A 21,467-nucleotide genomic window follows, 5' to 3' on the forward strand; every position below is an offset into this window, starting at 1 on the left:
AGGGCATGGCGACGTACCAACAGGGCATGGCGACGTACCAGCAGGACATGGCGACGTACCAACAGGACGACGAAAGGCGTGGCCCCCTCGTGGCCGATCACACTCTGGAAGCCCGGGACGTCCGGCTCGGCTACGGCGAACGCGAGATCGTCCCGGGCCTGAGCGTGGCGGTTCCGCCCGGCCGGATCACCGTCATCGTCGGCCCCAACGCCTGTGGGAAGTCGACGCTGTTGCGGGCGATGGCCCGGCTGCTGGCCCCGACCGCCGGGGCGGTGCTCCTGGACGGCCGGTCCATCCAGGACATGCCGACCAAGGAGGTCGCCGCCGTGCTCGGGATCCTGCCGCAGAGCCCGACGGCCCCCGAGGGCATCACCGTCTCCGACCTGGTGGGACGTGGCCGCTACCCGCACCAGGGCTGGTTCCGCCGCTGGAGCGCCGAGGACGACGAGGCGGTCGCGCGGGCCCTCCTGTCGACCGACGTCCTCGAACTCGCCGACCGGTCGGTGGACGAGCTGTCCGGAGGCCAGCGCCAGCGGGTGTGGATCGCGATGGCGCTCGCCCAGCGCACGGACATCCTGCTGCTCGACGAGCCGACGACCTTCCTGGACGCCAGCCACCAGCTGGACGTCCTGGACCTGCTCACCGACCTCAACCACGAGCAGGGCGTCACCATGGTGGCCGTACTGCACGACCTCAACCTGGCCTGCCGGTACGCGGACCACATGATCGCCATGAAGGCTGGGCGGATCGTCGCGGAGGGCCGGCCCGTCGACATCGTGACAGAGGAGCTGGTCGGCGAGGTCTTCGGCATGCGCTGCTCGGTGATCGAGGACCCGGCGTCGGCCACCCCGATGGTCGTGCCGCTGGGCCGCCACCATGTGAAGGGCCCGGCCGCCTGAGACGCGATATCCGGGTAGTCGTTTCCGGGACGGGACCACCCCGATGGCACCGTTGTCGTTAGGTGAGGCTAACCTAAAAGGCATGAACGCTTCCGCTCCCCGGACCCGGCGCCTGCGCCGCACCCCCCTCCTCGCGGTCGGCGCTGTCGCCGCCCTGCTCGTCGGCCTCTCGGCCTGCGGCTCGTCGGACGGTTCCGACAGCTCCGCCTCCTCCGCCTCCGAAGGGGCTTCCGCGGGCGCCTTTCCCGCCAAGGTGGCGACGAAGTTCGGCGAGGTCACCGTCGACAAGCAGCCCAAGCGCATCGTCGCGCTCGGCTGGGGCGACGCCGAGACCGTGCTCGCGCTCGGCGGCCAGCCGGTCGGGGCCAGCGACTGGCTGCCGTTCGGCGGCGAGGGCGTCGGCCCGTGGGCCAAGGGCATGTACGACGAGAAGCCGGAGCTGATCGGCACCATGGAGCCGGAGTTCGAGAAGATCGCCTCACTCCAGCCGGACCTGATCCTGGACACCAAGTCCAGCGGCGACCAGACGCGTTACGACACTTTGAAGAAGATCGCCCCGACCGTCGGCGTGCCGAAGGGCGGCGACCAGTACAAGCTCTCGTGGGAGCAGCAGACCACGATGATCGCCGCCGCGATGGGCGTACCGGAGAAGGGTGAGAAGCTGATCGCGGAGACCGAGAGGAAGTTCGAGGCCGCCGCGAAGGCCCACCCCGAGTTCAAGGGCAAGACCATCACGGTCGGCTCGCGCACCTCCGAGGGCTTCGGTGTCTACGTCGGTGGAACCGGGCGCGTCGACTTCGTCGAGCGGCTCGGCTTCGAGAACAACCCGGAGGCCGAGGCCAAGGCCGGCGAGGGATTCTCCGTCCCGGTCTCCAAGGAGAACCTGGACCTGCTCGACGCCGACCTCACGGTCATGGCGCCGATCGGCATTCCGGCCACCGACATCGGCGGCGACCCGCTGTACAAGGCGGTCCCGTCGGTCAAGGCGGGCCACGACATCGTCTTCGACGACCAGGACATCTCCCAGGCCTTCGCCACGGACTCGGTCCTGTCCGTCTCGTACGCGCTGGAGAAGGTCGTCCCGCTCTTCGCGGAGAAGGTCGCCAAGTAGCCGCGAATCGGCACCGAACGCACCGCGCGCCCCGTCCCCGGGAGAACCGGGTGCGGGGCGCTGCTGTGTACCGGGCGGACGCGCGCGGCGGCCGGTCGTGTCGGGCCGCCGGGGCGTCAGGCCGCCGGGGCCGCGGCCTTGATCGCGGAGATGTCGAAGGTCAGCTTCACCTTGTCGCTGACCATCACGCCGCCGGTCTCCAGCGCCGCGTTCCAGGTCAGGCCCCAGTCGGAGCGCAGGATGTCCGCGCTGCCCTCGAAGCCGACGCGCTCGTTGCCGTAGACGTCGGTGGCGGAGCCGTTGAACTCCAGGTCGATGGAGAGGGGGCGCGTGACGTCCTTGATGGTCAGGTCGCCGGCGATCCGGTACGCCTCGCCGCCCAGCTGCTCGGCCTTCGTCGAGCGGAACGTCATGAGGGGGAACTGCTCGGCGTCGAAGAAGTCGCCGCTGACCAGGTGGCCGTCGCGGTCGGCGATGCCGGTGTCGACACTGGCGATCTTCACGTCGATGGAGGCGGAGGAGTTCGCCGGGTCCGTGCCGTCCACCACCAGGGTGCCCTCGTGCTCGCCGAAGGAGCCGCGCACGTTCGTGACCATCGCGTGGCGCACGGTGAAGCCGATGCTGCTGTGCGAGGGGTCGATGGTGTACGTGCCGGTCAGGGCGGCCAGCGCCGGGTCCACCGCGGGGGCCTCGGTGACGGTGGGGGCGGCGGTCGACTTACGGGTGAACAGAGCCATGGCTCCTCCTCGGGGATGCGCTACGGGGGGTGGATCGAGCGGTGCCGAAGGTGTTGTTCAACCTTCAACGAGTTCGACTGTAACCCCATCTAGTTCAAAGTTCAACATCTAGATCCGGGCATTCGTGTGTCCGGGCATTCGCGTGCACGCTCTGAGCGGCACAACCGGCCGGACTGGCCGCCTGCGGCGCTCAGCGGACTCAGGTGCACGCGAACGAGCCCGTCCGCGCCGCCGCGCACGGCTCTGCGGGCTGTTCAGTCCCGGTGGTCGGTCCGGAGGATCCGGTCGACGATCTGCGCGGCGCGCTGCGGCTGCTCGTCGAACCATCGGCCGAGGTGTTCACGGACAGCCTCCCCGACACAGCCGCGCACCTCGGTGTTGCCCAGCAACTCGCGCGTGGCGCCGAGGTATTCGGGGTGGTCGAGTTTCACCGACACGACTGCCGTGAGGCCGTCGCCGATCCGGTCGGCCAGGGGAGCGCCGTTCCCTGCCGGCAGCCCTCGTTCACGCGCGTACGCGGTGACCGCCGCCGCCACTCCGTCCCGGAAGCCATCCACGTGCGTGCCTCCCTGGCGAGTGGCCCGGCTGTTGGTGAAGCCGCGTACGTGCTCCGGGTGGGAGCCGCTCCACAGCAGGGCCACCTCCATCGTCCCCGCCATTCGCGGATCCTCCTGCTCGAAGCCGACGACGTCCGGAGGGGGGAAGGCCCCGTTCTCCGCGTCGAGGGCGGCCACCAAGTCCCGCACGCCGTCCGGAAAGCGGAAGCTGACCGCCCGGGGGCCGCCCGCCGGGCGCTCGTCGGTCAACGAGATGCCCAGGCCCCGGTTGAGGAAGGACACCTGCCGGAAACGCTCCGCCAGCACGGCGAACGAGCACCGCGTCGTCTCGAAGAGCTCCGCGTCGGGCCAGAAGGCGATGACCGTCCCGTTTCCGGCCGTCGGCCCCGTGGCGACGGGCCGGGCGGCCGCGATGCCGCGCGCGTACTCCTGGACCCGACGCGTCCCCCCGTGCCGCACCTCGGCCGTCAGCCTGCTCGACAGAACGTTGGGCACGAAGAGCCCCGCACGGTTGACGGGGCTCAGGTGCGCGATGTGCCGACCACCGCGTTCGGCGGCGGGCATACCGGTCAGCAGCATTTCGAGACCGCCGCCGCTGTCCGCGTCGGCCCCGAAGGGAACCTCAGGTCCGTCGTCGGCGACCCGCACTCCGCCGTCCTGGGTCAGCGTGACGTCGACGGAGCCGCCTTCGCGGCCGGCCAGGACACGGTTCACGGACCAGCCCACGGCCTGGAACACCAACTCGTGCAGCCCGCGTTCGCCCGTCGAGCCAACCCACATACCGGGCCGCTTCCGAACGGCTTCCCGCCCCTCCAGCGACTCGATCCCGACACCGCCGTACCCCATCCTCTTCCCGCTCACGAAGACCCCTCCCATAGTGCTCGGTAGATGTCCGCAGCCTATGCAGGATCCATGAAAACACCAGGTCAGAGGTGTTCGGTCGAAGCCGCGAGCGGGTGGGTGGGAGCGTGCCGGGAAGCAGTCGGCCAGGCGGGCCGCGGACCGGGCCCGGAACGCGGCCGCGACCCCGCCGAAGCCACGTACGCCCTCACTCCGGGCACTTCTGAGGCCTCTCGTTCCACCTTTGTCGGGTGGGCGGGCGCCGAAGCTCGACCCGATGGACCACCGGGCGCGCATGGACCGCCGCGAGGCGCCGTGCCGTAGCGACGAGACACGGTGAGCAAGCTCGCGGTTCGATGCAAACGGCTGAGCCCGCTCGGGTGGCGCGCGGCAACTACCTGCCGATGGAACCGTCGGCCTGCTCGCGGAGGATGTCGGCGTGACCCGCTGGCGAGCCGTCTCTTCGATCATGTGCACCAGCACCCATCGCATCGATCGCACGACGGCCGCCTTGCCGGCCGATCGAGCACACGGCTGACTCAAGTCGCCACAGTGTTCGATGATCTCGTCGGACCGCTCGATGGCGCGGCGATAGGCGGCGAGGAGACCGGCCGCGCCGTCCGTCTCGGCGAGATCCATGCCGAAGTCCGGATGCTCCATATCGGCACCCTCGAAGGCCCAGGCGAACCAGTAGAGCTCCGCCGCGGTCAGGTGCTTGACCAGGCCGAGAACGCTGGTCCCCGACGGCACGCCGGGTGTGCGCCCCTGCCTGTCGTCGAGGCCCCGCGCCTTCGAGATCACCGCGTCGCGGACGTAGTTCAAGAAGGCGAGCAGTGTCGCCTTCTCGTCGGAGCCGCTGTCGGGCGGGCCCACGTCGCGCCGTTGTTGTGTCTCTGTCATCCGGGAACATTAACGTGATCCACCGGTTCGTTGCCCGAGTGTCCGGTCGGCCGGAAAGGCGGCCCTGACACCCGGTCGCGGTGACGTAGGGCCCGCCCCCCCCGAGGCCCCCAGAGGCTGAGGCGCCGCGCCCTCTGGCGGACGCGCGTAGAACTCGGGCACTATCTCCCTGCCCGGCGTGCGCGGCCCCGCGCCCGTACGTCCCCTGATTTGTCATGAGCAGGAGGAATCCCCCATGGTGACCCGTCCACGACTCCGCTCCGCCCTCACCGCCCTGGCCCTCGTCCTCGGCGCCCTCTTCGCGCCCGGCATCGGCGCCCTCGGCAGCGGCGCCACCGAGGCGCACGCCGTGACCAAGCTGACCCACGCGCAGGCGACCTCCCGGTTCACCTCGTCCGGGGTGACCTGGTCGTCCTCCGGTGGCTGCTCCAACCGGAACGTCCCCACGTGCACGTCCTTCGACCAGCTCAACCTGGCGAGCGCCCAGGGCGCGCAGACCCTCAGGAGCGCCACCGGCTGCGCGCTCAACATCACCGGCGGTACGGAGACCGGGCACGCCGGCGGCACGTACTCCCACTGGAACGGCTACAAGCTCGACTTCTCCAAGAGCACCTGCCTGAACAACTACGTCACCCGCACCTTCACCTACATCGGCACGCGGGGCGACGGCGCGCGCCAGTACCAGTCCGGCTCCGGCAACATCTACGCGGACGAGGGCAACCACTGGGACGTGACGTACTACAACTGCGGCGGCTGCTGACGGCGGAAGCCCAAGGGTCGCCCCACCCCGGGGCGACCCCCACCGCCTGATGGCACCGGGCCCTACGGGATCGGGTCCACGCCCGGGCCCTCCCGCTCCAGCAGGTCCCGGGCGAAGTCCTCCCACTGCGCGTACCGGTCCGGGTGCGCGGACCGCTGGACCGCCTGGCACACGTCGCCGGGCTCCATCGACTCCCAGCCGTCGATCTGGAGCAGCCCCGGATTCGCGCTGGGCGAGGGCAGCCCGTAGAAGGACTTCGACGCGGTCGGCACATGGGTGATCTGCGCCGGCGTGCCCCAGCCCATGCTGGGACGTTGCTGGAAGACGCCGAGCGAGTCATGGTCGACCGGAGACGTGTAGTTGACGAACTTCGACTCCTGCATGGCCGTCATCAGCGCGATGACCTGGGCCTCCTCGGAAAGCTCCGCCCCCTTCCCGACGCCGATGACCGTCCGGGCGTGGGCGAGCTGCTCCGGGCCGAGGTCGGCCGCGGCGGCGAAGAACACCCGCAGCTCGCTGTCCGGGGCCGACCTGAGCAGCTGCGCGGTGGCGGTGTCCACCCGGCCGGTCGCGGGCAGGCCGTAGCTCTGCTGGAAGGCGCGCAGGCCGTGCGCGCCGGGAGCCTGCGCGCCGGGAGCCTGCCGGGCGGGGGACGGCGGGGCGGGGGACGGCGGGGCGGGGGACGGCGGGGCGGGGGACGGCGGGGCGGGGGACGGCGGCGGGGCGGGGTCGGCGTGCGCCGGAGCCGCTGCGGTGAGCAGGAATCCGGCGGCGACGGCCGCGAGCACGCGGCGGGGGAGTCGGTTCGTTCGCATACGGAACCGTCCCGGGGCGCGCGGGCGAAGTCAAGAACGCCACACAACATGTCAATTGATGGCGTATCGGATGGACCCGCACAGCGTCGGTCGCGCATGCGTGCGCCCCCACCCGAAGCGACACGGGGGCGGGGGCGCACATGCCTACCGGGCGGGCGTCAGGAGCCCACGCTCACCGTGAAGCGGCGCGGGTTCCCGTCGTGCGCCGCGCCCGAGACATCCGGCTGGCCGTCCGGGCGGACGTCGTCGTACGGGAACGCGTAACCGATGGGGCTGTTCGCGTGGACCACCCGGGACCAGTGGTTGGTGACGGTTCCCTTGTAGTAGTCCGCCGTCGACGTGCCGTTCGGCTGGCTCGGGTGACTCAGCATGATCGAGCGGTTGAAGCCCGCCGCCAGCCGGGCCAGGATCGCCTTCTTGTCGTCGGAGTCGCCCGGGTTGTTGGTGAACGGGCCGTGATTGCAGGTGAAGATGTCCTTCGTCTGCGGCTTGACGAAGGTGTGGCCGCCCTGGAAGGTCAGCGTGTCCCCGCTGACCCGGCCGGCCAGCGTGCCCCGGCCGCCCTGGAGGTCGATGCGCAGGTCCTCGGAGCGGTACTTCTCCCAGACCTCGTCGATCTGCGCGGTGAACAGGTCCCGGAACGGCATCTCGGCGGGCCGGTCGAAGTACGGGGCCATGATGTTCTGCGGCGAGACGACCCGCAGGACGCCTCCGTCGTCGCTCCGGGTGATCAGCTTGTCCCACGGCTGCCCGTCGGCGGCGGCCTGGGCGGTGAGGTCGTCCGCGATCCGCTGCACCGCGCCCTCCGGGTGCGGCGCGACGACGTGCGTCCCGTCGCCCTCCAGCGTGATCCCGATCGGAAGGGCGGTGATCAGGTCCACGTAGCTGATGTTGGAGTACAGCTGCTGCGTGTTGAAGGTGAACTCGCAGAACGACCAGGTGCGCCCGTAGTTGGGGTCCGTGGGCGTCGCGAAGGCGGGCTCCACCAGCGAGGGGCCCGGGTTGAGGTAGAAGTCCAGCTTGTCGTCGCGGACGAAGTAGACCCGCGCCCCGTACATCTGCGGCAGGGTCAGCACGACCGGGCCCGCGCCCGCGCCCTTGAGCGGGATCGCGCAGTCGACGGGCAGCGGGGTCCGAGGGGCGCCGGGGGAGTCGGGGCGGTAGACGCCGCCGTCCGGCTTGAGCAGCACCCAGCGGTCGGTGCCCAGCTCGTGGCCGGTCACATACGCGTGCACCGTGCCCGGCAACGACTTGTTCTCCAGGGCCAGTTCGCAGGTCGCGGGGGCCGCGGAGGCGCGGGGGCTCAGCGCGGTGCCCCAGGCGGGGTACGTGAGCGCCGCGGCCGAGGCGGCGGCGCCGGTCAGGAACATTCGGCGTGAGATCACGAGGGGACTCCCGAAGTGGTGGGGGGCCGCAGGCGGGTGGTGGGGGGTGGTGCGGGGAGGTGCGGGACCGTGGGGGTGCCTGCGGTGCGCACCACTCTCGCGAGGAGCGGATCGAGCGTCAAGACTTGTGACTGAGAGCGCTCTCAAAAACTCCGGGTCTTCACAACTCGACGCCCCGAAGGGGTACTTGCCGGAACCGAGCGGGTGCGAACCGTGACCGCCCGTGGGCGCCGACGGCCAAGAGGTGAACGAGGCTCCTGTCCGCCCCGCACCGTCCTGACTTGGACTAACGCACCGGGGTTGTTGGACGGAGTCGGCTCCTGGAGCCGAAGTTCGTTGACGATGTCCGGACACGGCGACTACTCAGGGGCCATGTCGCCAAGATTCCCTCGCCCCGGCCTGGTCGCCGCGGCCTCAGCAGCCGTCCTGGCGCTCACCGGGGCCGCCCTCCCCGCCGCAGCCGCCGATACGTCCCCCGCCCCGGCCGGGGCGGCGGAGTCCGCGGGCTCCGCCGTCATCGGATCCGAACGGCTCGCCGTCGCCGTCGCCGACGACTTCCCGCGCGTTCTGTCGTACACCGACCGGGCGAGCGGCGAGCGGCTGCTCGGCAGCGTCCGGCCGGTCACCGCCGTCACCCTCAACGGGACCGCCCGTCCGGTGCAGCTCAAGGGCAAGCCGAAGATCACCCGCTCCGCTGCCCGCTACACGCTCGCCTTCGGCTCCCTGCCCGGCGTCGAGATCGACGCCTCGCTCACCGTCTCCGGACGGGTCACCACGTTCAGGGTGACCGCAGTCCGCGACACGGCGGCGTTCCGGGTCGGGACCATCGACATTCCCGGCCACGACCTGATCTCGGTCGGCTCCGCCGAGGCCGGGGCCGCCACCGCGTTCACGAAGCTCGACCCGGACTCCACCCGCACCGCCGACGTCTTCGCGAGGATCACCGGGGAGACCAAGCCCGACTCCGTGCCCGTCGGGGCAAGTTACGCGATCCTCGACAACGGCTCACTCGCCGCGGCGATCGAGTCCAACTCCTCGTACGACAAGCCCGCCGGGGCCACCGGCGGCGACGACGCCCGCTTCTGGCACCAGGCGCGCACCGAGGAGGGCGGCGGCGTCCGGGTCGGCGTCTGGTCCGGCCAGTGGACCTACCGGGGCGAGGGCGCGCCGAAGCCCGAGAGCGGCGAGAACCTGCCGTGGGCCAAGGTCGTCGTCACCCCCGACGCCAACGGCGACAAGGCCGTCGACTGGCAGGACGGGGCCGTCGCCTTCCGCACCATCGGCGTCACCGCGCCGGGCAGCGAGGACACCGCGAAGCGGGTCGTCACCCACATCCCGTTCAACTTCGCCAGCCAGGCCACCCACCCGTTCCTGCGCACCCTCGACGACGTCAAGCGGATCTCGAAGACCACCGACGGCCTCGGCCAGCTCGCCGTCCTCAAGGGGTACGGCTCCGAGGGCCACGACTCCGCCCACCCGGACTACGGCGGCAACTACAACAAGCGGGCCGGCGGGCTGAAGGACCTCAACACCCTGCTCGAGGACGGCGAGAAGTGGGCGCCGACTTCGGCGTCCACGTGAACGCCACCGAGTCCTACCCGGAGGCCAACGCCTTCTCCGAGCAGCTCGTCGACAAGACCAAGCCCGGCTGGAACTGGCTCAACCAGAGCTACTACATCGACCAGCGCCGCGACATCAACAGCGGCGACCTGGCCAAGCGCTTCCAGCAACTGCGCGACGAGACCGACGAGAACCTCGACTTTCTCTACATCGACGTCTACTACAGCCACGGCTGGATCGCCGACAAGACGATCCAGGCCGTACAGAAGCAGGGCTGGACCGTAGGCACCGAGTGGGCCGACAAGTTCGAGCGCGCCTCGCTCTGGTCGCACTGGGCCAACGACCTCGACTACGGCGGGGCCACCAACAAGGGTCTGAACTCGCAGATCATCCGATTCATCCGCAACGGCGAGAAGGACATCTGGAACAACCACCCGGTACTCGGCCAGAGTGCCCTGGAGGACTTCGAGGGCTGGACCGGCGAGACCGACTGGAACGCCTTCACCGCCAACATCTGGCAGAAGAACCTGCCCGCGAAGTACCTCCAGCAGCAGCGGATCACCCGCTGGGACGGCAACGACATCACCTTCACCGGCGGGGTGCGCGGCACGGTCGAGGACGGGAAGCGGACCTTCTACGACCAGGGCCGCAAGGTGCTCAGCGGCACCGACTACCTGCTGCCGTGGGACGGCGGCAAGAAGCTCTACCACTACAGCGGGACCGGCGGGACCAGCAGCTGGGAGGTGCCCGGCAAGGGCCCGTACACCGTCTACGAGCTGTCCGACAACGGCCGGAAGAAGGTCGCCACCGTCCGCCCGGAGAACGGGAGGATCACCCTCACCGCCACCGCCGGACAGGCCTACGTCCTCTACCCCGAGCGTGCGCAGAAGGAGAAGGCGGCCGCCTGGGGGAAGGGGACCGGGCTGAAGGACCCCGGCTTCAACGACCGTGACCTGAAGGGCTGGACGAAGACCGGCACCGCGGCCCGCGACACCGACGAGCAGGGCCGCAACAGCGCCGAGCTCTCCGGCTCGGGGCCGGCCGCGCTCTCCCAGAACGTCACCGGACTCAAGCCCGGCAGGCGCTACACCGCCTCGGCCCTGATCGAGGTCGAGCCCGGCGCGAGCCGGCGCACGGTGTTGAGCGCGGGCGGGAAGACCGTGACCGTCGAGCGCTCCACGGCAAAGGACTTCGTCGCCGCTTCCGACTGGCACGGCACCTACTTCCAGCGCGCCAAGGTCAACTTCACCGCCCCCGCGAACGGTCGCACCCCCCTGCGCATCGAGGCGGCCGCGGGCTCCGCGGCGAAGGTCCGCGCCGATGACGTACGGATCGTCGAGAACGCCCCCGCGACCCGCACCGGCACGGTGGCGTACGAGGACTTCGAGGCCGTCGACCAGGGCTGGGGCCCCTTCCTCAAGGGCGACGCGGGCGGCTCCACCGACCCCCGCACCAGCATCTCGCAGCTCCACGCCCCGTACACCCAGTCCGGCTGGAACGGGAAGCGAGTCGACGACGTCCTCGGCGGGAAGGAGTCCCTCAAGGCCCACGAGGAGAACACCGGGCTCGTCTACCGCACCGCCCCCTGGACCGTCCCGATGAAGGACGGACACCGTTACGAGGTCGCGTTCGACTACCAGTCCAGCCACGCCGGGGCCTACAGCTGGGTGGAGGGCTACGACCGGGCCGCCGACGGCAAGGCCTCCTCGACCGAGACCCGGGCCACCCCGATCGGGCAGCAGCGCACCACCGGGAAGTTCAGCCGGACGCTCACCGCGGGCTGCGGCGACACCTGGACCGGGCTGCGCAAGCTGCCCGGAGCACCCGAGGGCGCGGACTTCGTGCTCGACGGCTTCACCGTGACCGACCTCGGACCGGCCCCCGCCGGACAGGAGGCGGTCTGCGGCACGCTCGACGTGGCCCCCGCCGCCGAGACCCTGGAGCCGGGAGCCCCGAACACGGTCAGGGCGACCTTCGGCAACGACGAGGCGAGCGCCGCCACCGGCGTGGAGCTCGCACTCACCGTGCCCGAGGGCTGGAAGGCCGAACCCGTGGGCGCGGTCGCCTTCGACTCGGTCGCCCCGGGCGCGAAGGCCACCGGCAGCTGGCGGGTCACCCCGCCGGTCGACGCCCCCTACGACACGTACGCCCTGGACGCGAAAGCCACGTACACCGTCGGGGGAGCGGCCAGGACGCTCGGCGCGGGAACCTCCGTCCGTACGCTCCCGCCGCCGCCCACCGCGGACAGCTGGGCCGGCGACCTCGACTGGACCGCCTCGCAGAACGGCTGGGGACCGGTCGAACGCGACCGCTCCAACGGGGAGTCCGGGGCCGGTGACGGCGGCCCCCTGAAGATCGGCGGCGTCGCCTACGCCAAGGGCCTGGGCACGCACGCACCGGCGAAGATCCGCTACTACCTGGGCGGGAAGTGCACCTCCTTCACCGCCGAGGTGGGCGTGGACGACGTCCAGACCTCCCGGGGCAGTGTGCGCTTCTCGGTCACCGCGGACGGCACGGAGAAGGTGGCGTCACCGGTGCTGGGGGCGGCCGCCCCCGCCTGGCAGCTCGGCGCCGACGTCACCGGCGCGAAGTACGTCGAGCTGATCGTCCAGGACGGCGGCGACGGCAACGGCAACGACCACGCCGACTGGGGCGACGCCCGCTTCCACTGCGGAGGCTGACCGCCGTCCGCCCGGCTCCCCGGGCACGGTGAACGGCAGGGGGCAGCTGCCGCGTCATACTGAGGGGGCCCTTGCGGGCCCCCTCAGGGCATGTGGCCCATGGCACACCCTCCTCTTGTGGAGTCTTCACAACCCAAAGCGGCGTTTCGCTGGTGGATCGCGTGCACGGCGATGTGGTTCTGTTCACTTCCACCACGAAACCGGGCAGGAGACTGTACGGAGTCGACGGCACGATTTCTGGGTCGGTGTTCGTAGGGTCAGTACATGACCGTTGTGGACGAAACCAAGGGCGAGCCGAACGACGCCCGAGGCCGGGTGGCCGAACTGCTCGCCCTGCGCGAGCAGGCGCGGCGCGGACCGAGCGAGCGGGCGACCGAGGCGCAGCACGCCAAGGGGAAGCTGACCGCCCGGGAGCGGATCGAGCTGCTGCTGGACCCGGGTTCGTTCAAGGAGGTCGAGCAGCTGCGCCGGCACCGGGCGACCGGTTTCGGCCTGGAGGCGAAGAAGCCGTACACCGACGGTGTCATCACCGGCTGGGGCACGGTCGAGGGCCGCACGGTCTTCGTCTACGCGCACGACTTCCGGATCTTCGGCGGGGCGCTGGGCGAGGCGCACGCCACGAAGATCCACAAGATCATGGACATGGCCATCTCGGCCGGTGCTCCGCTGGTGTCGCTGAACGACGGCGCCGGAGCCCGTATCCAGGAGGGCGTCTCGGCGCTCGCGGGCTACGGCGGCATCTTCCAGCGCAACACCCGCGCGTCCGGTGTGATCCCGCAGATCAGCGTGATGCTCGGCCCGTGCGCGGGCGGCGCGGCCTACAGCCCGGCGCTGACCGACTTCGTGTTCATGGTCCGTGAGACCTCGCAGATGTTCATCACCGGACCGGACGTCGTCAAGGCGGTCACCGGCGAGGAGATCACCCAGAACGGGCTCGGCGGCGCGGACGTGCACGCCGAGACCTCGGGCGTCGCGCACTTCGCGTACGACGACGAGGAGACCTGCATCGCCGAGGTCCGCTACCTCATCGGGATGCTGCCCTCCAACAACCGCGAGAACCCGCCGACCGTCGACAGCGACGACCCCGCCGACCGGCGCGGCGACGTCCTGCTGGACCTCGTCCCGGCCGACGGCAACCGCCCCTACGACATGCACAAGGTGATCGAGGAGCTCGTCGACGACGGCGACTACCTGGAGATCCACGAGCGCTGGGCCCGCAACATCATCTGCGCGATGGCCCGCCTGGACGGCCAGGTCGTCGGCATCGTCGCCAACCAGCCGCAGGCGCTGGCGGGCGTGCTGGACATCGAGGCCTCCGAGAAGGCCGCACGGTTCGTCCAGATGTGCGACGCTTTCAACATCCCGATCATCACTCTTCTGGACGTCCCCGGCTTCCTGCCGGGCGTGGACCAGGAGCACGGTGGGATCATCCGCCACGGAGCGAAGCTGCTCTACGCCTACTGCAACGCCACCGTGCCGCGGATCTCGCTGATCCTGCGGAAGGCCTACGGAGGCGCGTACATCGTCATGGACTCCCAGTCCATCGGGGCCGACCTCACCTACGCCTGGCCCACCAACGAGATCGCGGTGATGGGCGCCGAGGGCGCAGCCAACGTCATCTTCCGCCGGCAGATCGCCGACGCCGAGGACCCCGAGGCCATGCGCACCCGCATGGTCAAGGAGTACAAGGCCGAGCTGATGCACCCCTACTACGCGGCCGAACGCGGTCTCGTCGACGACGTCATCGACCCCGCCGAGACCCGCGAGGTGCTCATCGCCTCGCTCGCCATGCTCCGCAACAAGCACGCCGACCTGCCGTCCCGCAAGCACGGCAACCCCCCGCAGTAGTCCTCCTCCGCAGCGGCGCGATCCGCCGCACGGTCCACGACATCCTGCCGAGAAGACGGAGACACCCCACCATGAGCCTGACGTCCGCCGAGTCCGTCCTGCGCGTCGAGAAGGGTCACGCCGACCCCGAGGAGCTGGCGGCCATCACCGCCGTCCTGATGGCCCGCGCCGCCGCCCAGCCCGCCGCCCCCGCCCACCGCGGCCGTGACACCGCCGGCTGGCGGCGCCTGGAGCGCACGCCCGGCTTCCGCGCCCCGCACAGCTGGCAGGGCTGACCCCCTCGGGACCGTACGTGGAAGGGCCCCGCACTCCGAGAGGAGTGCGGGGCCCTTCCACGTACGACGTACGACAGGACCTAGGCCCTGTCGTCGAACTCCCGTCTGCCCCGCGGCGCCATGCACGCACTCTCGCCGCACCGGGCCCACGCCCGAGTACGTCCAGTACGAGGACGTGAGCCCGGCACGCCGAGAGCACGCACCTGACCCCCCAGGGCCGCCCTCCGGGCGACGACGGGAGTTCGACGACAGGACCTAGCGCAGCCGCGCCATCAGGGCGTGCTCGACCAGCGTGATGAGCGCGCTCTTGGCGTCCGCGCGGTGCCGGGCGTCCGTCGTCAGGATCGGGGTGTCCGGTCCGATCTGGAGTGCTTCGCGTACTTCGTCGGGGGTGTAGGGCTGGTGTCCGTCGAAGCCGTTGAGGGCGATGACGAAGGGGAGCCCGCTGTTCTCGAAGTAGTCGACGGCGGGGAAGCAGTCGGCGAGGCGGCGGGTGTCGACGAGGACGACGGCGCCGATGGCGCCGCGGACCAGGTCGTCCCACATGAACCAGAAGCGGTCCTGGCCGGGTGTGCCGAAGAGGTACAGGATCAGGTCCTGGTCCAGGGTGATGCGTCCGAAGTCCATGGCCACCGTCGTGGTGGTCTTGTCCCCGGTGTGGGTCAGATCGTCGATGCCCGCCGAGGCGGACGTCATCACGGCTTCGGTGCGCAGCGGATTGATCTCCGAAACGGCACCGACAAACGTGGTCTTACCCACGCCGAAGCCCCCTGCCACCACGATCTTCGCCGAGGTAGTGGAGCGGGCCGCTCCGCCGCTAGAGCTTGCGAAGTCCACTGAGCACCCTTTCGAGCAGTGTCACATCTGGCTGGCCGCCGGCGGCCTCGTCGCCGCCGGGCTGATGGATAGCGACGAGTCCGGCCTCGGCCAGGTCGGCGACGAGGATCCGGGCAACGCCGAGGGGGATCGAGCAAAGGGCCGAGATCTCGGCCACCGACTTGATCTCGATGCAGAGCCGGCAGATCCGCTGGTGCTCGGGCAACTGCCCTTGCAGCCGGGACAGATCGGCCGTGGTGCTGACCAGCGCCTCGATGGCGAGCTGGTAACGCGGTCGGGTCCGGCCGCCGGTCATGGCGTACGGACGGACCAGCGGGTTGTGCGCGGCGGGCTGGGCGGGCTCGGGAGCCCGCCGCTGCTGCACCGGCTGACTACGCGGCTGCTGGGGTGCGTCGTACCGGTGGGGCTGCTGCGGTTGCTGCGGCCACCCCGCCCCCGGCTGCTGCTGCGGGGGCCACTCGGACCCCTGCCCGCCGTGAGCACCCTGCTGCTGATGCTGGTGGTGCTGCGGCTCCTGATATGGCTGGTACTGGCCTGGGCCCTGTCCACCTGATGCGGCAGGGAAGCCGAAACGGTTGTCACCGTGCTCACCCGGAACCCTCTGGTCACCGTTGTATGGGTGCCCGCCTGTGGGTGCTGCCACGTTTCCTCCTCCGACTGCCGGTCACCGATCCCAGTGGGGCCGCGCCACCGCACTTTATGGCGCGGTGGCGAGAAACGCACTGTCTGTCTGCTAGTTAAGAAGACTTCCCTGGAGTTCGGCGCGGAGGTCCGGAGTCAGGACACCGCCCGCGCGGTCCACGAGAAGGGCCATTTCGTACCCAACCAGACCGATATCGGCGTCCGGGTGGGCCAGAACAGCGAGTGAGGACCCGTCGGAGATGGACATGATGAAGAGGAATCCACGCTCCATCTCCACAACGGTCTGATTCACGGCGCCGCCCTCGAAGATCCGCGAGGCTCCCGCGGTCAGCGACGTCAGACCGGAGGCGACGGCCGCCAGCTGGTCGGCACGGTCGCGCGGGAAACCCTCGGACATCGCCAGCAGGAGTCCGTCGGCGGAGACCACCACCGTGTGCGACACCCCGGGGGTGTTGTCCACGAAATTGGTGATCAACCAGTTGAGATTCTGCGCCGCCTGGCTCATCGGGCTCACACTAACGCTCCTGGTGGTAGGTGGTACTGGTGTCCGAACCCTCGCTGCGTCCCCGCTGGACCCCCCGCCGCAGGTTGCTCAACCTGCCGCGGACGTCCTCGGGCGCGCGGGAGACCTGGGGGCCGCCCTGCTGGGTCTGCTCCGCCGTGCCCTCGACCAAGTTGGCCTTGGGCACGCGCCGGGGGAGGCCGGAGGGGGTGATTCCACCGGCCTTCGGCTCACGGAGCTTCTCGGCCCGCTCCCAGCGCTCGTCGTTCGTCGAGCGCCAGTCGTCGGTGCCGTCCCCGTCCGCCTGCGGGTCCTGCCGCTGTTCCTGCTGCGGCGGGGGCCCCGGAGTCGGATCGGGCTGCTCGTTGCCGCGGCCGCCGGGGCCGGGCTGCCAGTGCTGCTGAGCGCCACGGCGCGGCAGACCGGCTTCGGTCAGCTCGTGGCCGACGTTCGGGGTGGGCCCCGGACGGTCGAAGCCTACGCTCTCCGCAGGCTCTGCGGGCGGGCTCGGAACAGATTCCGATTCGGCGGGAACGATCGGCTCATAAGTGTTCTGGAAACCACTCTGAACAGGCCAATCATCCTGGTGGGACTGGTCCGGCGAAGCCGCGTACGGGTCGGCGTACTGACCCTGCTGACCCTGCTGATCGGCATATGCCGATTCCGGATAACCGGCTCCCGGGTGCTGCTGCGCGTAACCGTCCCCGGCACCGTACTGCTGCTGGTACGTCTCCTGGTACGGCTGCTGCGCCTGCTGCTGCCCGAACGGGTCCTGGCCGTAGTGGTCGTCGGCGTAGCCCTGTTGCTGCTGACCGCCGTGCGGTTCACCCGCGTACGGCTCCTGCGCGTAGCCCTGCTGTTCCCGGGAGTGGTCACCGAACGGGCCGCCCGGGCCCGCCTGGGCCTCCAGGGCCGCCCTGCGCTCCTCGCGCATCAGCGAGCGGTTGACCGGGTCCAGCTGACCCGGGTCCGCCGGGGCCTCGTAGCGCGAGTCGTCGAAGCCGAGCTCCGCCGCCGTGCGCATCGGGGCCTGCTGCGGCGCCGGCTCGAAGGCCTGCTGCTGTTCGGGGATGATCGAGGAGACGGTGAAGTCGCCCGAACCGGAGCCCGGTTCGCCACCGCCACCATGGGTGATGGCGTCCGGCAGCATGACCAGCGAGGTGGTCCCGGCCTGCTCACCCGAGGGGCGCAGCTGGACCCGGATCCCGTGCCGGTCGGCCAGTCGGCCGACCACGAACAGGCCCATGCGCTGCGACACCGCGGCGTCCACGGTCGGCGGGTTGGCCAGCTTGTGGTTGATGTCGGCGAAGTCCTCGGCGGTGAGGCCGATGCCCTTGTCGTGGATCTCGACCATGACACGGCCGTCGGGCAGCCGGGTCGCGGTGACCTTGACCTTCGTCTGCGGCGAGGAGAACGTGGTGGCGTTCTCCAGCAGCTCGGCCAGCAGGTGCACGAGGTCGGTGACGGCCTGGCCGTGGATCTCGCTCTCCGGCACGCCCGTCAGCTGGACGCGCTCGTAGGACTCCACCTCGGAGGAGGCGGCCCGCAGGACGTCCACCAGGGGAACCGGCTGGTTCCAGCGCCGGCCGGGCTCCTCGCCCGCGAGGACGAGGAGGTTCTCGCCGTTGCGGCGCATACGCGTGGCCAGGTGGTCCAGCTTGAAGAGGCTCTCCAGCTGGTCCGGATCGGCCTCGTTGTTCTCCAGGTCGGTGATGAGGGTCAGCTGGCCCTCGATGAGCGACTGGTTGCGGCGCGAGAGGTTCGTGAAGATCGCGTTGACGTTGCCCCGCAGCATGGCCTGCTCGGCGGCGAGCCGGACGGCCTCGCGGTGCACCTGGTCGAAGGCGCGGGCGACCTCGCCGATCTCGTCCTGCGTGGTGATCGGGATCGGCTGCACCCGGGTGTCGACCCGGCCCGGGTCGGTGCGGGAGAGCTGGTCGACGAGGGAGGGCAGCCGCTGCTCGGCGATGGAGAAGGCGGCGGTACGCAGCCGACGCATGGAGCGGCTCATCTGGCGGGCCATGAGCCCGGCCAGGATGAAGGCGGCCAGCAGCGCGATGACGACGATGAGGCCGTTGACGACGGCGTCGGTCTTGGCGTCCGAGGAGATGCTCGCGGCCTCGTCCACCGCCTTGGCGACCAGCTCGTCCTCGACGGTGGCGTACCCCTCGAACTTCGCGGTCGCCGCGGCCATCCAGGTCGCGGGCGTGATGCCCTTGGCCGCCAGCTCCTCGGGGTCCTGTCCCCGGCCGATCTCCCGGGCCATGCCGTCGAAGACCGAGCCGTCGATGCTCGGCGGGGCCACGAAGGGCTCTCCCGCGGCCTCGGCCCGCTCCTTGGCCGCCTTGAGCTGCTTGGCGCCGTCGGCGGCCTTGCCGGCCATAACCTGCTTGAGCCGGTCGACGTCGTCCTGGGTGCCCCCGGAGTTGAACTCGCCCAGCGCGATCTGCTCCAGGTAGTTGTACGAGCCGAAGGCCTTGACCTGTTCGTCGTACGTGCCGGGCTTCTTGCTCGGGCGCACCAGAAGGTGCATGCCGATCGAGCGCTGAAGCGATTCTGCAGCCTTGGACAGCTCGATCGCGTAGACCGTACGGCCGTAACTGGTGACGTTGCCGGTGCCGAGGCCGAGCTCGTTGGCGAACTGCATGAGCGAGTGCTGGACCTCGGTGTAACCCTCTTCGGTCTTCACCGGGTCCAGGGCACCCGCGTAGGCGGCCTTGCGCAGCTCGGGGAGTTTGGGCTCCTCGGCCTTGAAGAGCTTCAGACGGCGCTCCAGGCCCGGCTTCGCGGGCATCCCCTGCACCGCGGCGTCGAACTTCCGCGCGGCCTCGTCCGTGGTGGCCCGGGTCTGCTCGACCACATCGGCGTCACGTTCGCCCGAGAGCAGCGGCTCGGCGGTGAGGTCCCGCTCGTTCAGGAGCGCCTGTCCGTAGTCGGACGCGGCACGCACGACGACCGCGATCTTCTCGGCGTCCTGCGCCTCGCTCCAGGTGTCGATGGAGCCCTTCACCTGGAAGCCGCCCATGACGAGGCCGACCAGCACCGGGATCAGGAGGATCGCGTTCAGCCGGGTGGCCACCCGCCAGTTGCGCGGGGACATCCGGTTGGTGCTGCCGTCACCGGCGGGCTCCGTGCCGGGCCCGTCCGCGGGGGACGGCACAGCGCGCGACGGCGGGGTGAAGTTGCCCCGCTCGGGCTGCGCCGCGGAGCCCTCGTTGCTTCGCCTCACTCGACCAACAACCTCTCGGCGTCGGCACCTACGCTGTGCCGGATTATTCGTTCAGGGCGGTCCTACTGGGGAGTTCGTCGAATTGCAGCACGGGGACCGGTCCCGTTCCAAACAGTCGGAACCAGCGATTCCGAGTGGCCCAGACCTCAGATAAAACGGGCATAAAGAACGAGCCCCGTCAAAAGGCGGGGCTCATGTGAGCGCAGTGGCACCGAGTGGATGCGTCGGGTGGCGGCGTGGAGTCAATTCTCTCTCGAAACGTTATGAACACGGGGGCGGATCGTGTCAAACGACACAGGCCGCCCCCGTGTGACTACTGCAACTTCCGTATGTCGATATCGACTTGTGCCTGGTGGAAGAACTACTTCAGGCGTGCCATCAGGGCGTGCTCGACGAGGGTGATCAGGCCGCTCTTGGCGTCGGCCCGGTGCCGGGCGTCCGTCGTGATGATGGGTGCGTCGGGTCCGATCTGGAGTGCTTCGCGTACTTCGTCGGGGGTGTAGGGCTGGTGTCCGTCGAAGCCGTTGAGGGCGATGACGAAGGGGAGCCCGCTGTTCTCGAAGTAGTCGACGGCGGGGAAGCAGTCGGCGAGGCGGCGGGTGTCGACGAGGACGACGGCGCCGATGGCGCCGCGGACCAGGTCGTCCCACATGAACCAGAAGCGGTCCTGGCCGGGTGTGCCGAAGAGGTACAGGATCAGGTCCTGGTCCAGGGTGATGCGTCCGAAGTCCATGGCCACCGTCGTGGTGGTCTTGTCCCCGGTGTGGGTCAGATCGTCGATGCCCGCCGAGGCGGACGTCATCACGGCTTCGGTGCGCAGCGGATTGATCTCCGAAACGGCACCGACAAACGTGGTCTTACCCACGCCGAAGCCGCCCGCCACCACGATCTTCGCCGAGGTGGTGGCGCGGCCCGTGCCGCCGCTAGAGCTTGCGAAGTCCACTGAGCACCCTTTCGAGCAGTGTCACATCCGGCGCGCCGCCGGCCTCTCCGTTGCCCGGCTGGTGGATGGCCACCATGCCGGCTTCCGCCAGGTCCGCCACCAGGATCCGGGCGACGCCGAGCGGCATCGACAGCAGCGCCGACACCTCCGCCACCGACTTGACCTCACGGCAGAGGTGGCAGATCCGCTGGTGCTCGGGGAGCAGGGTCCCCAGATGCGCGGGGTCTGCCGTCGTGCTGACCAGTGCCTCTATCGCGAGCTGGTAGCGCGGCCGGGTCCGGCCGCCGGTCATGGCATAAGGACGAACCAGCGGCTGGTCGCCTTCCCCGTCGTACGACGCGTGGTGCAGTGCGCCGTACGGATCGGGTGAGGCGGGTGGCGGGGTCATGAATCCTCCGGGCGTGACAGCAGGTTCTCGGCTTGCCGTCTGCAAGGGGCCGGTGAGGGGACTAAAGCGGCCTGACGGGTGAGGGTTATGGGCATTACCTGGGGGGATCGTGTCGTGAATCCGCTGGATGGCCGCCTAGTGGAGCAGACTTCCTTGGAGTTCGGCGCGGAGGTCGGGCGTGAGGACGGTGCCCGCACGGTCGACCAGGAGGGCCATCTCGTACCCGACCAGACCGATGTCGGCGTCCGGGTGGGCCAGAACGGCCAGTGACGAACCGTCGGAGATGGACATGAGGAAGAGGAATCCCCTTTCCATCTCCACAACCGTCTGACTGACGGCGCCGCCCTCGAAGATCCGGGACGCGCCCGCGGTCAGCGAGGTGAGACCGGAGGCGACGGCCGCCAGCTGGTCGGCGCGGTCGCGCGGGAAACCTTCGGACATCGCCAGCAGCAGGCCATCCGCGGAGACCACCACCGTGTGGGAAACGCCCGGGGTGTTGTCCACGAAGTTGGTGATCAGCCAGTTCAGATTCTGCGCGGCCTGACTCATGGGGCTCAA

The 21,467-nt window shown here is 70.1% G+C and carries 16 protein-coding genes and 2 pseudogenes; 6 read left to right on the forward strand and 12 right to left on the reverse strand.

Going from position 1 to position 21,467, the window contains the following annotated elements:
- Window positions 1-47 precede the first annotated feature (47 nt).
- Together AC3CH1_RS20265 and AC3CH1_RS20270 are read left to right on the forward strand one after the other, a co-directional pair.
- Window positions 48-899 (forward strand): ABC transporter ATP-binding protein, encoded by an 852-nt coding sequence (locus AC3CH1_RS20265; RefSeq protein ID WP_488464451.1) that lies wholly within the window; start codon window positions 48-50, stop codon window positions 897-899.
- An 82-nt stretch (window positions 900-981) separates the two neighbouring features.
- Window positions 982-2,010: an iron-siderophore ABC transporter substrate-binding protein gene (locus AC3CH1_RS20270; RefSeq protein WP_488464217.1), complete on the forward strand. Its 1,029-nt coding sequence runs from the start codon at window positions 982-984 to the stop codon at window positions 2,008-2,010.
- A gap of 116 nt (window positions 2,011-2,126) precedes the next feature.
- Here the strand turns inward: AC3CH1_RS20270 and AC3CH1_RS20275 are convergent, their stop codons facing one another.
- The 3 genes and pseudogenes from AC3CH1_RS20275 to AC3CH1_RS20285 form a co-directional block, all read right to left on the reverse strand.
- On the reverse strand, window positions 2,127-2,747 hold the full coding sequence (locus AC3CH1_RS20275) for a YceI family protein (RefSeq protein ID WP_488464218.1): 621 nt from the start codon (window positions 2,745-2,747) through the stop codon (window positions 2,127-2,129).
- Window positions 2,748-3,001: 254 nt separating this feature from the next.
- A complete protein-coding gene (locus tag AC3CH1_RS20280; RefSeq protein ID WP_488464452.1) occupies window positions 3,002-4,165 on the reverse strand; it encodes a DNA gyrase subunit B in 1,164 nt (387 codons plus the stop codon).
- A gap of 489 nt (window positions 4,166-4,654) precedes the next feature.
- Window positions 4,655-5,044 (reverse strand): annotated as a pseudogene (locus AC3CH1_RS20285) (mycothiol transferase); the annotation flags it as partial.
- A gap of 235 nt (window positions 5,045-5,279) precedes the next feature.
- Between AC3CH1_RS20285 and AC3CH1_RS20290 the strand changes: the two are divergent.
- Complete coding sequence (locus AC3CH1_RS20290; protein WP_488464219.1) at window positions 5,280-5,804, forward strand: hypothetical protein; 525 nt, start codon at window positions 5,280-5,282, stop codon at window positions 5,802-5,804.
- A gap of 62 nt (window positions 5,805-5,866) precedes the next feature.
- Here AC3CH1_RS20290 and AC3CH1_RS20295 read toward each other — a convergent pair whose 3' ends face one another.
- Window positions 5,867-6,619 carry a peptidoglycan-binding domain-containing protein gene (locus tag AC3CH1_RS20295; protein WP_488464220.1) on the reverse strand — a complete coding sequence of 251 codons (753 nt, stop codon included), beginning with the start codon at window positions 6,617-6,619 and terminating at the stop codon, window positions 5,867-5,869.
- A gap of 158 nt (window positions 6,620-6,777) precedes the next feature.
- On the reverse strand, window positions 6,778-7,989 hold the full coding sequence (locus AC3CH1_RS20300) for a glycoside hydrolase family 64 protein (RefSeq protein ID WP_488464453.1): 1,212 nt from the start codon (window positions 7,987-7,989) through the stop codon (window positions 6,778-6,780).
- Window positions 7,990-8,376: 387 nt separating this feature from the next.
- On the opposite strand from AC3CH1_RS20300, the pseudogene AC3CH1_RS20305 reads away from it, so the two are divergent.
- The 3 genes and pseudogenes from AC3CH1_RS20305 to AC3CH1_RS20315 all read left to right on the forward strand — a co-directional run bounded on the left by AC3CH1_RS20305 (window position 8,377) and on the right by AC3CH1_RS20315 (window position 14,368).
- A pseudogene (locus tag AC3CH1_RS20305) lies at window positions 8,377-12,245 on the forward strand (endo-alpha-N-acetylgalactosaminidase family protein).
- Window positions 12,246-12,509: 264 nt separating this feature from the next.
- Window positions 12,510-14,093 carry an acyl-CoA carboxylase subunit beta gene (locus AC3CH1_RS20310; protein WP_488464221.1) on the forward strand — a complete coding sequence of 528 codons (1,584 nt, stop codon included), beginning with the start codon at window positions 12,510-12,512 and terminating at the stop codon, window positions 14,091-14,093.
- 71 nt (window positions 14,094-14,164) lie between these two features.
- On the forward strand, window positions 14,165-14,368 hold the full coding sequence (locus AC3CH1_RS20315) for an acyl-CoA carboxylase subunit epsilon (RefSeq protein WP_030076048.1): 204 nt from the start codon (window positions 14,165-14,167) through the stop codon (window positions 14,366-14,368).
- Between the two features lie 255 nt (window positions 14,369-14,623).
- On the opposite strand, the gene AC3CH1_RS20320 is transcribed toward AC3CH1_RS20315, so the two are convergent.
- The 7 genes from AC3CH1_RS20320 to AC3CH1_RS20350 all read right to left on the reverse strand — a co-directional run bounded on the left by AC3CH1_RS20320 (window position 14,624) and on the right by AC3CH1_RS20350 (window position 21,458).
- Window positions 14,624-15,205, reverse strand: coding sequence for a GTP-binding protein (locus tag AC3CH1_RS20320; protein ID WP_014048542.1), 582 nt, complete (start codon window positions 15,203-15,205; stop codon window positions 14,624-14,626).
- On the reverse strand, window positions 15,186-15,848 hold the full coding sequence (locus tag AC3CH1_RS20325) for a DUF742 domain-containing protein (protein ID WP_488464222.1): 663 nt from the start codon (window positions 15,846-15,848) through the stop codon (window positions 15,186-15,188). Before AC3CH1_RS20325 ends, AC3CH1_RS20320 begins: the two co-directional genes overlap by 20 nt.
- A 90-nt stretch (window positions 15,849-15,938) precedes the next feature.
- Window positions 15,939-16,352, reverse strand: a complete 414-nt coding sequence (locus tag AC3CH1_RS20330) for a roadblock/LC7 domain-containing protein (RefSeq protein ID WP_073771622.1) — start codon at window positions 16,350-16,352, stop codon at window positions 15,939-15,941.
- Between the two features lie 10 nt (window positions 16,353-16,362).
- On the reverse strand, window positions 16,363-19,578 hold the full coding sequence (locus tag AC3CH1_RS20335) for a sensor histidine kinase (RefSeq protein ID WP_488464223.1): 3,216 nt from the start codon (window positions 19,576-19,578) through the stop codon (window positions 16,363-16,365).
- 361 nt (window positions 19,579-19,939) lie between these two features.
- Window positions 19,940-20,521 (reverse strand): GTP-binding protein, encoded by a 582-nt coding sequence (locus tag AC3CH1_RS20340; protein ID WP_003966011.1) that lies wholly within the window; start codon window positions 20,519-20,521, stop codon window positions 19,940-19,942.
- The gene (locus AC3CH1_RS20345; protein WP_003966010.1) at window positions 20,502-20,909 is read right to left on the reverse strand and encodes a DUF742 domain-containing protein; all 408 of its coding nucleotides are present in this window, start codon (window positions 20,907-20,909) and stop codon (window positions 20,502-20,504) included. The genes AC3CH1_RS20340 and AC3CH1_RS20345 overlap by 20 nt, the downstream gene beginning before the upstream one ends.
- 135 nt (window positions 20,910-21,044) lie before the next feature.
- Window positions 21,045-21,458, reverse strand: a complete 414-nt coding sequence (locus tag AC3CH1_RS20350; RefSeq protein ID WP_006127850.1) for a roadblock/LC7 domain-containing protein — start codon at window positions 21,456-21,458, stop codon at window positions 21,045-21,047.
- Window positions 21,459-21,467: the final 9 nt, after the last annotated feature.

Source organism: Streptomyces sp. MGP-P1 (assembly GCF_057766565.1).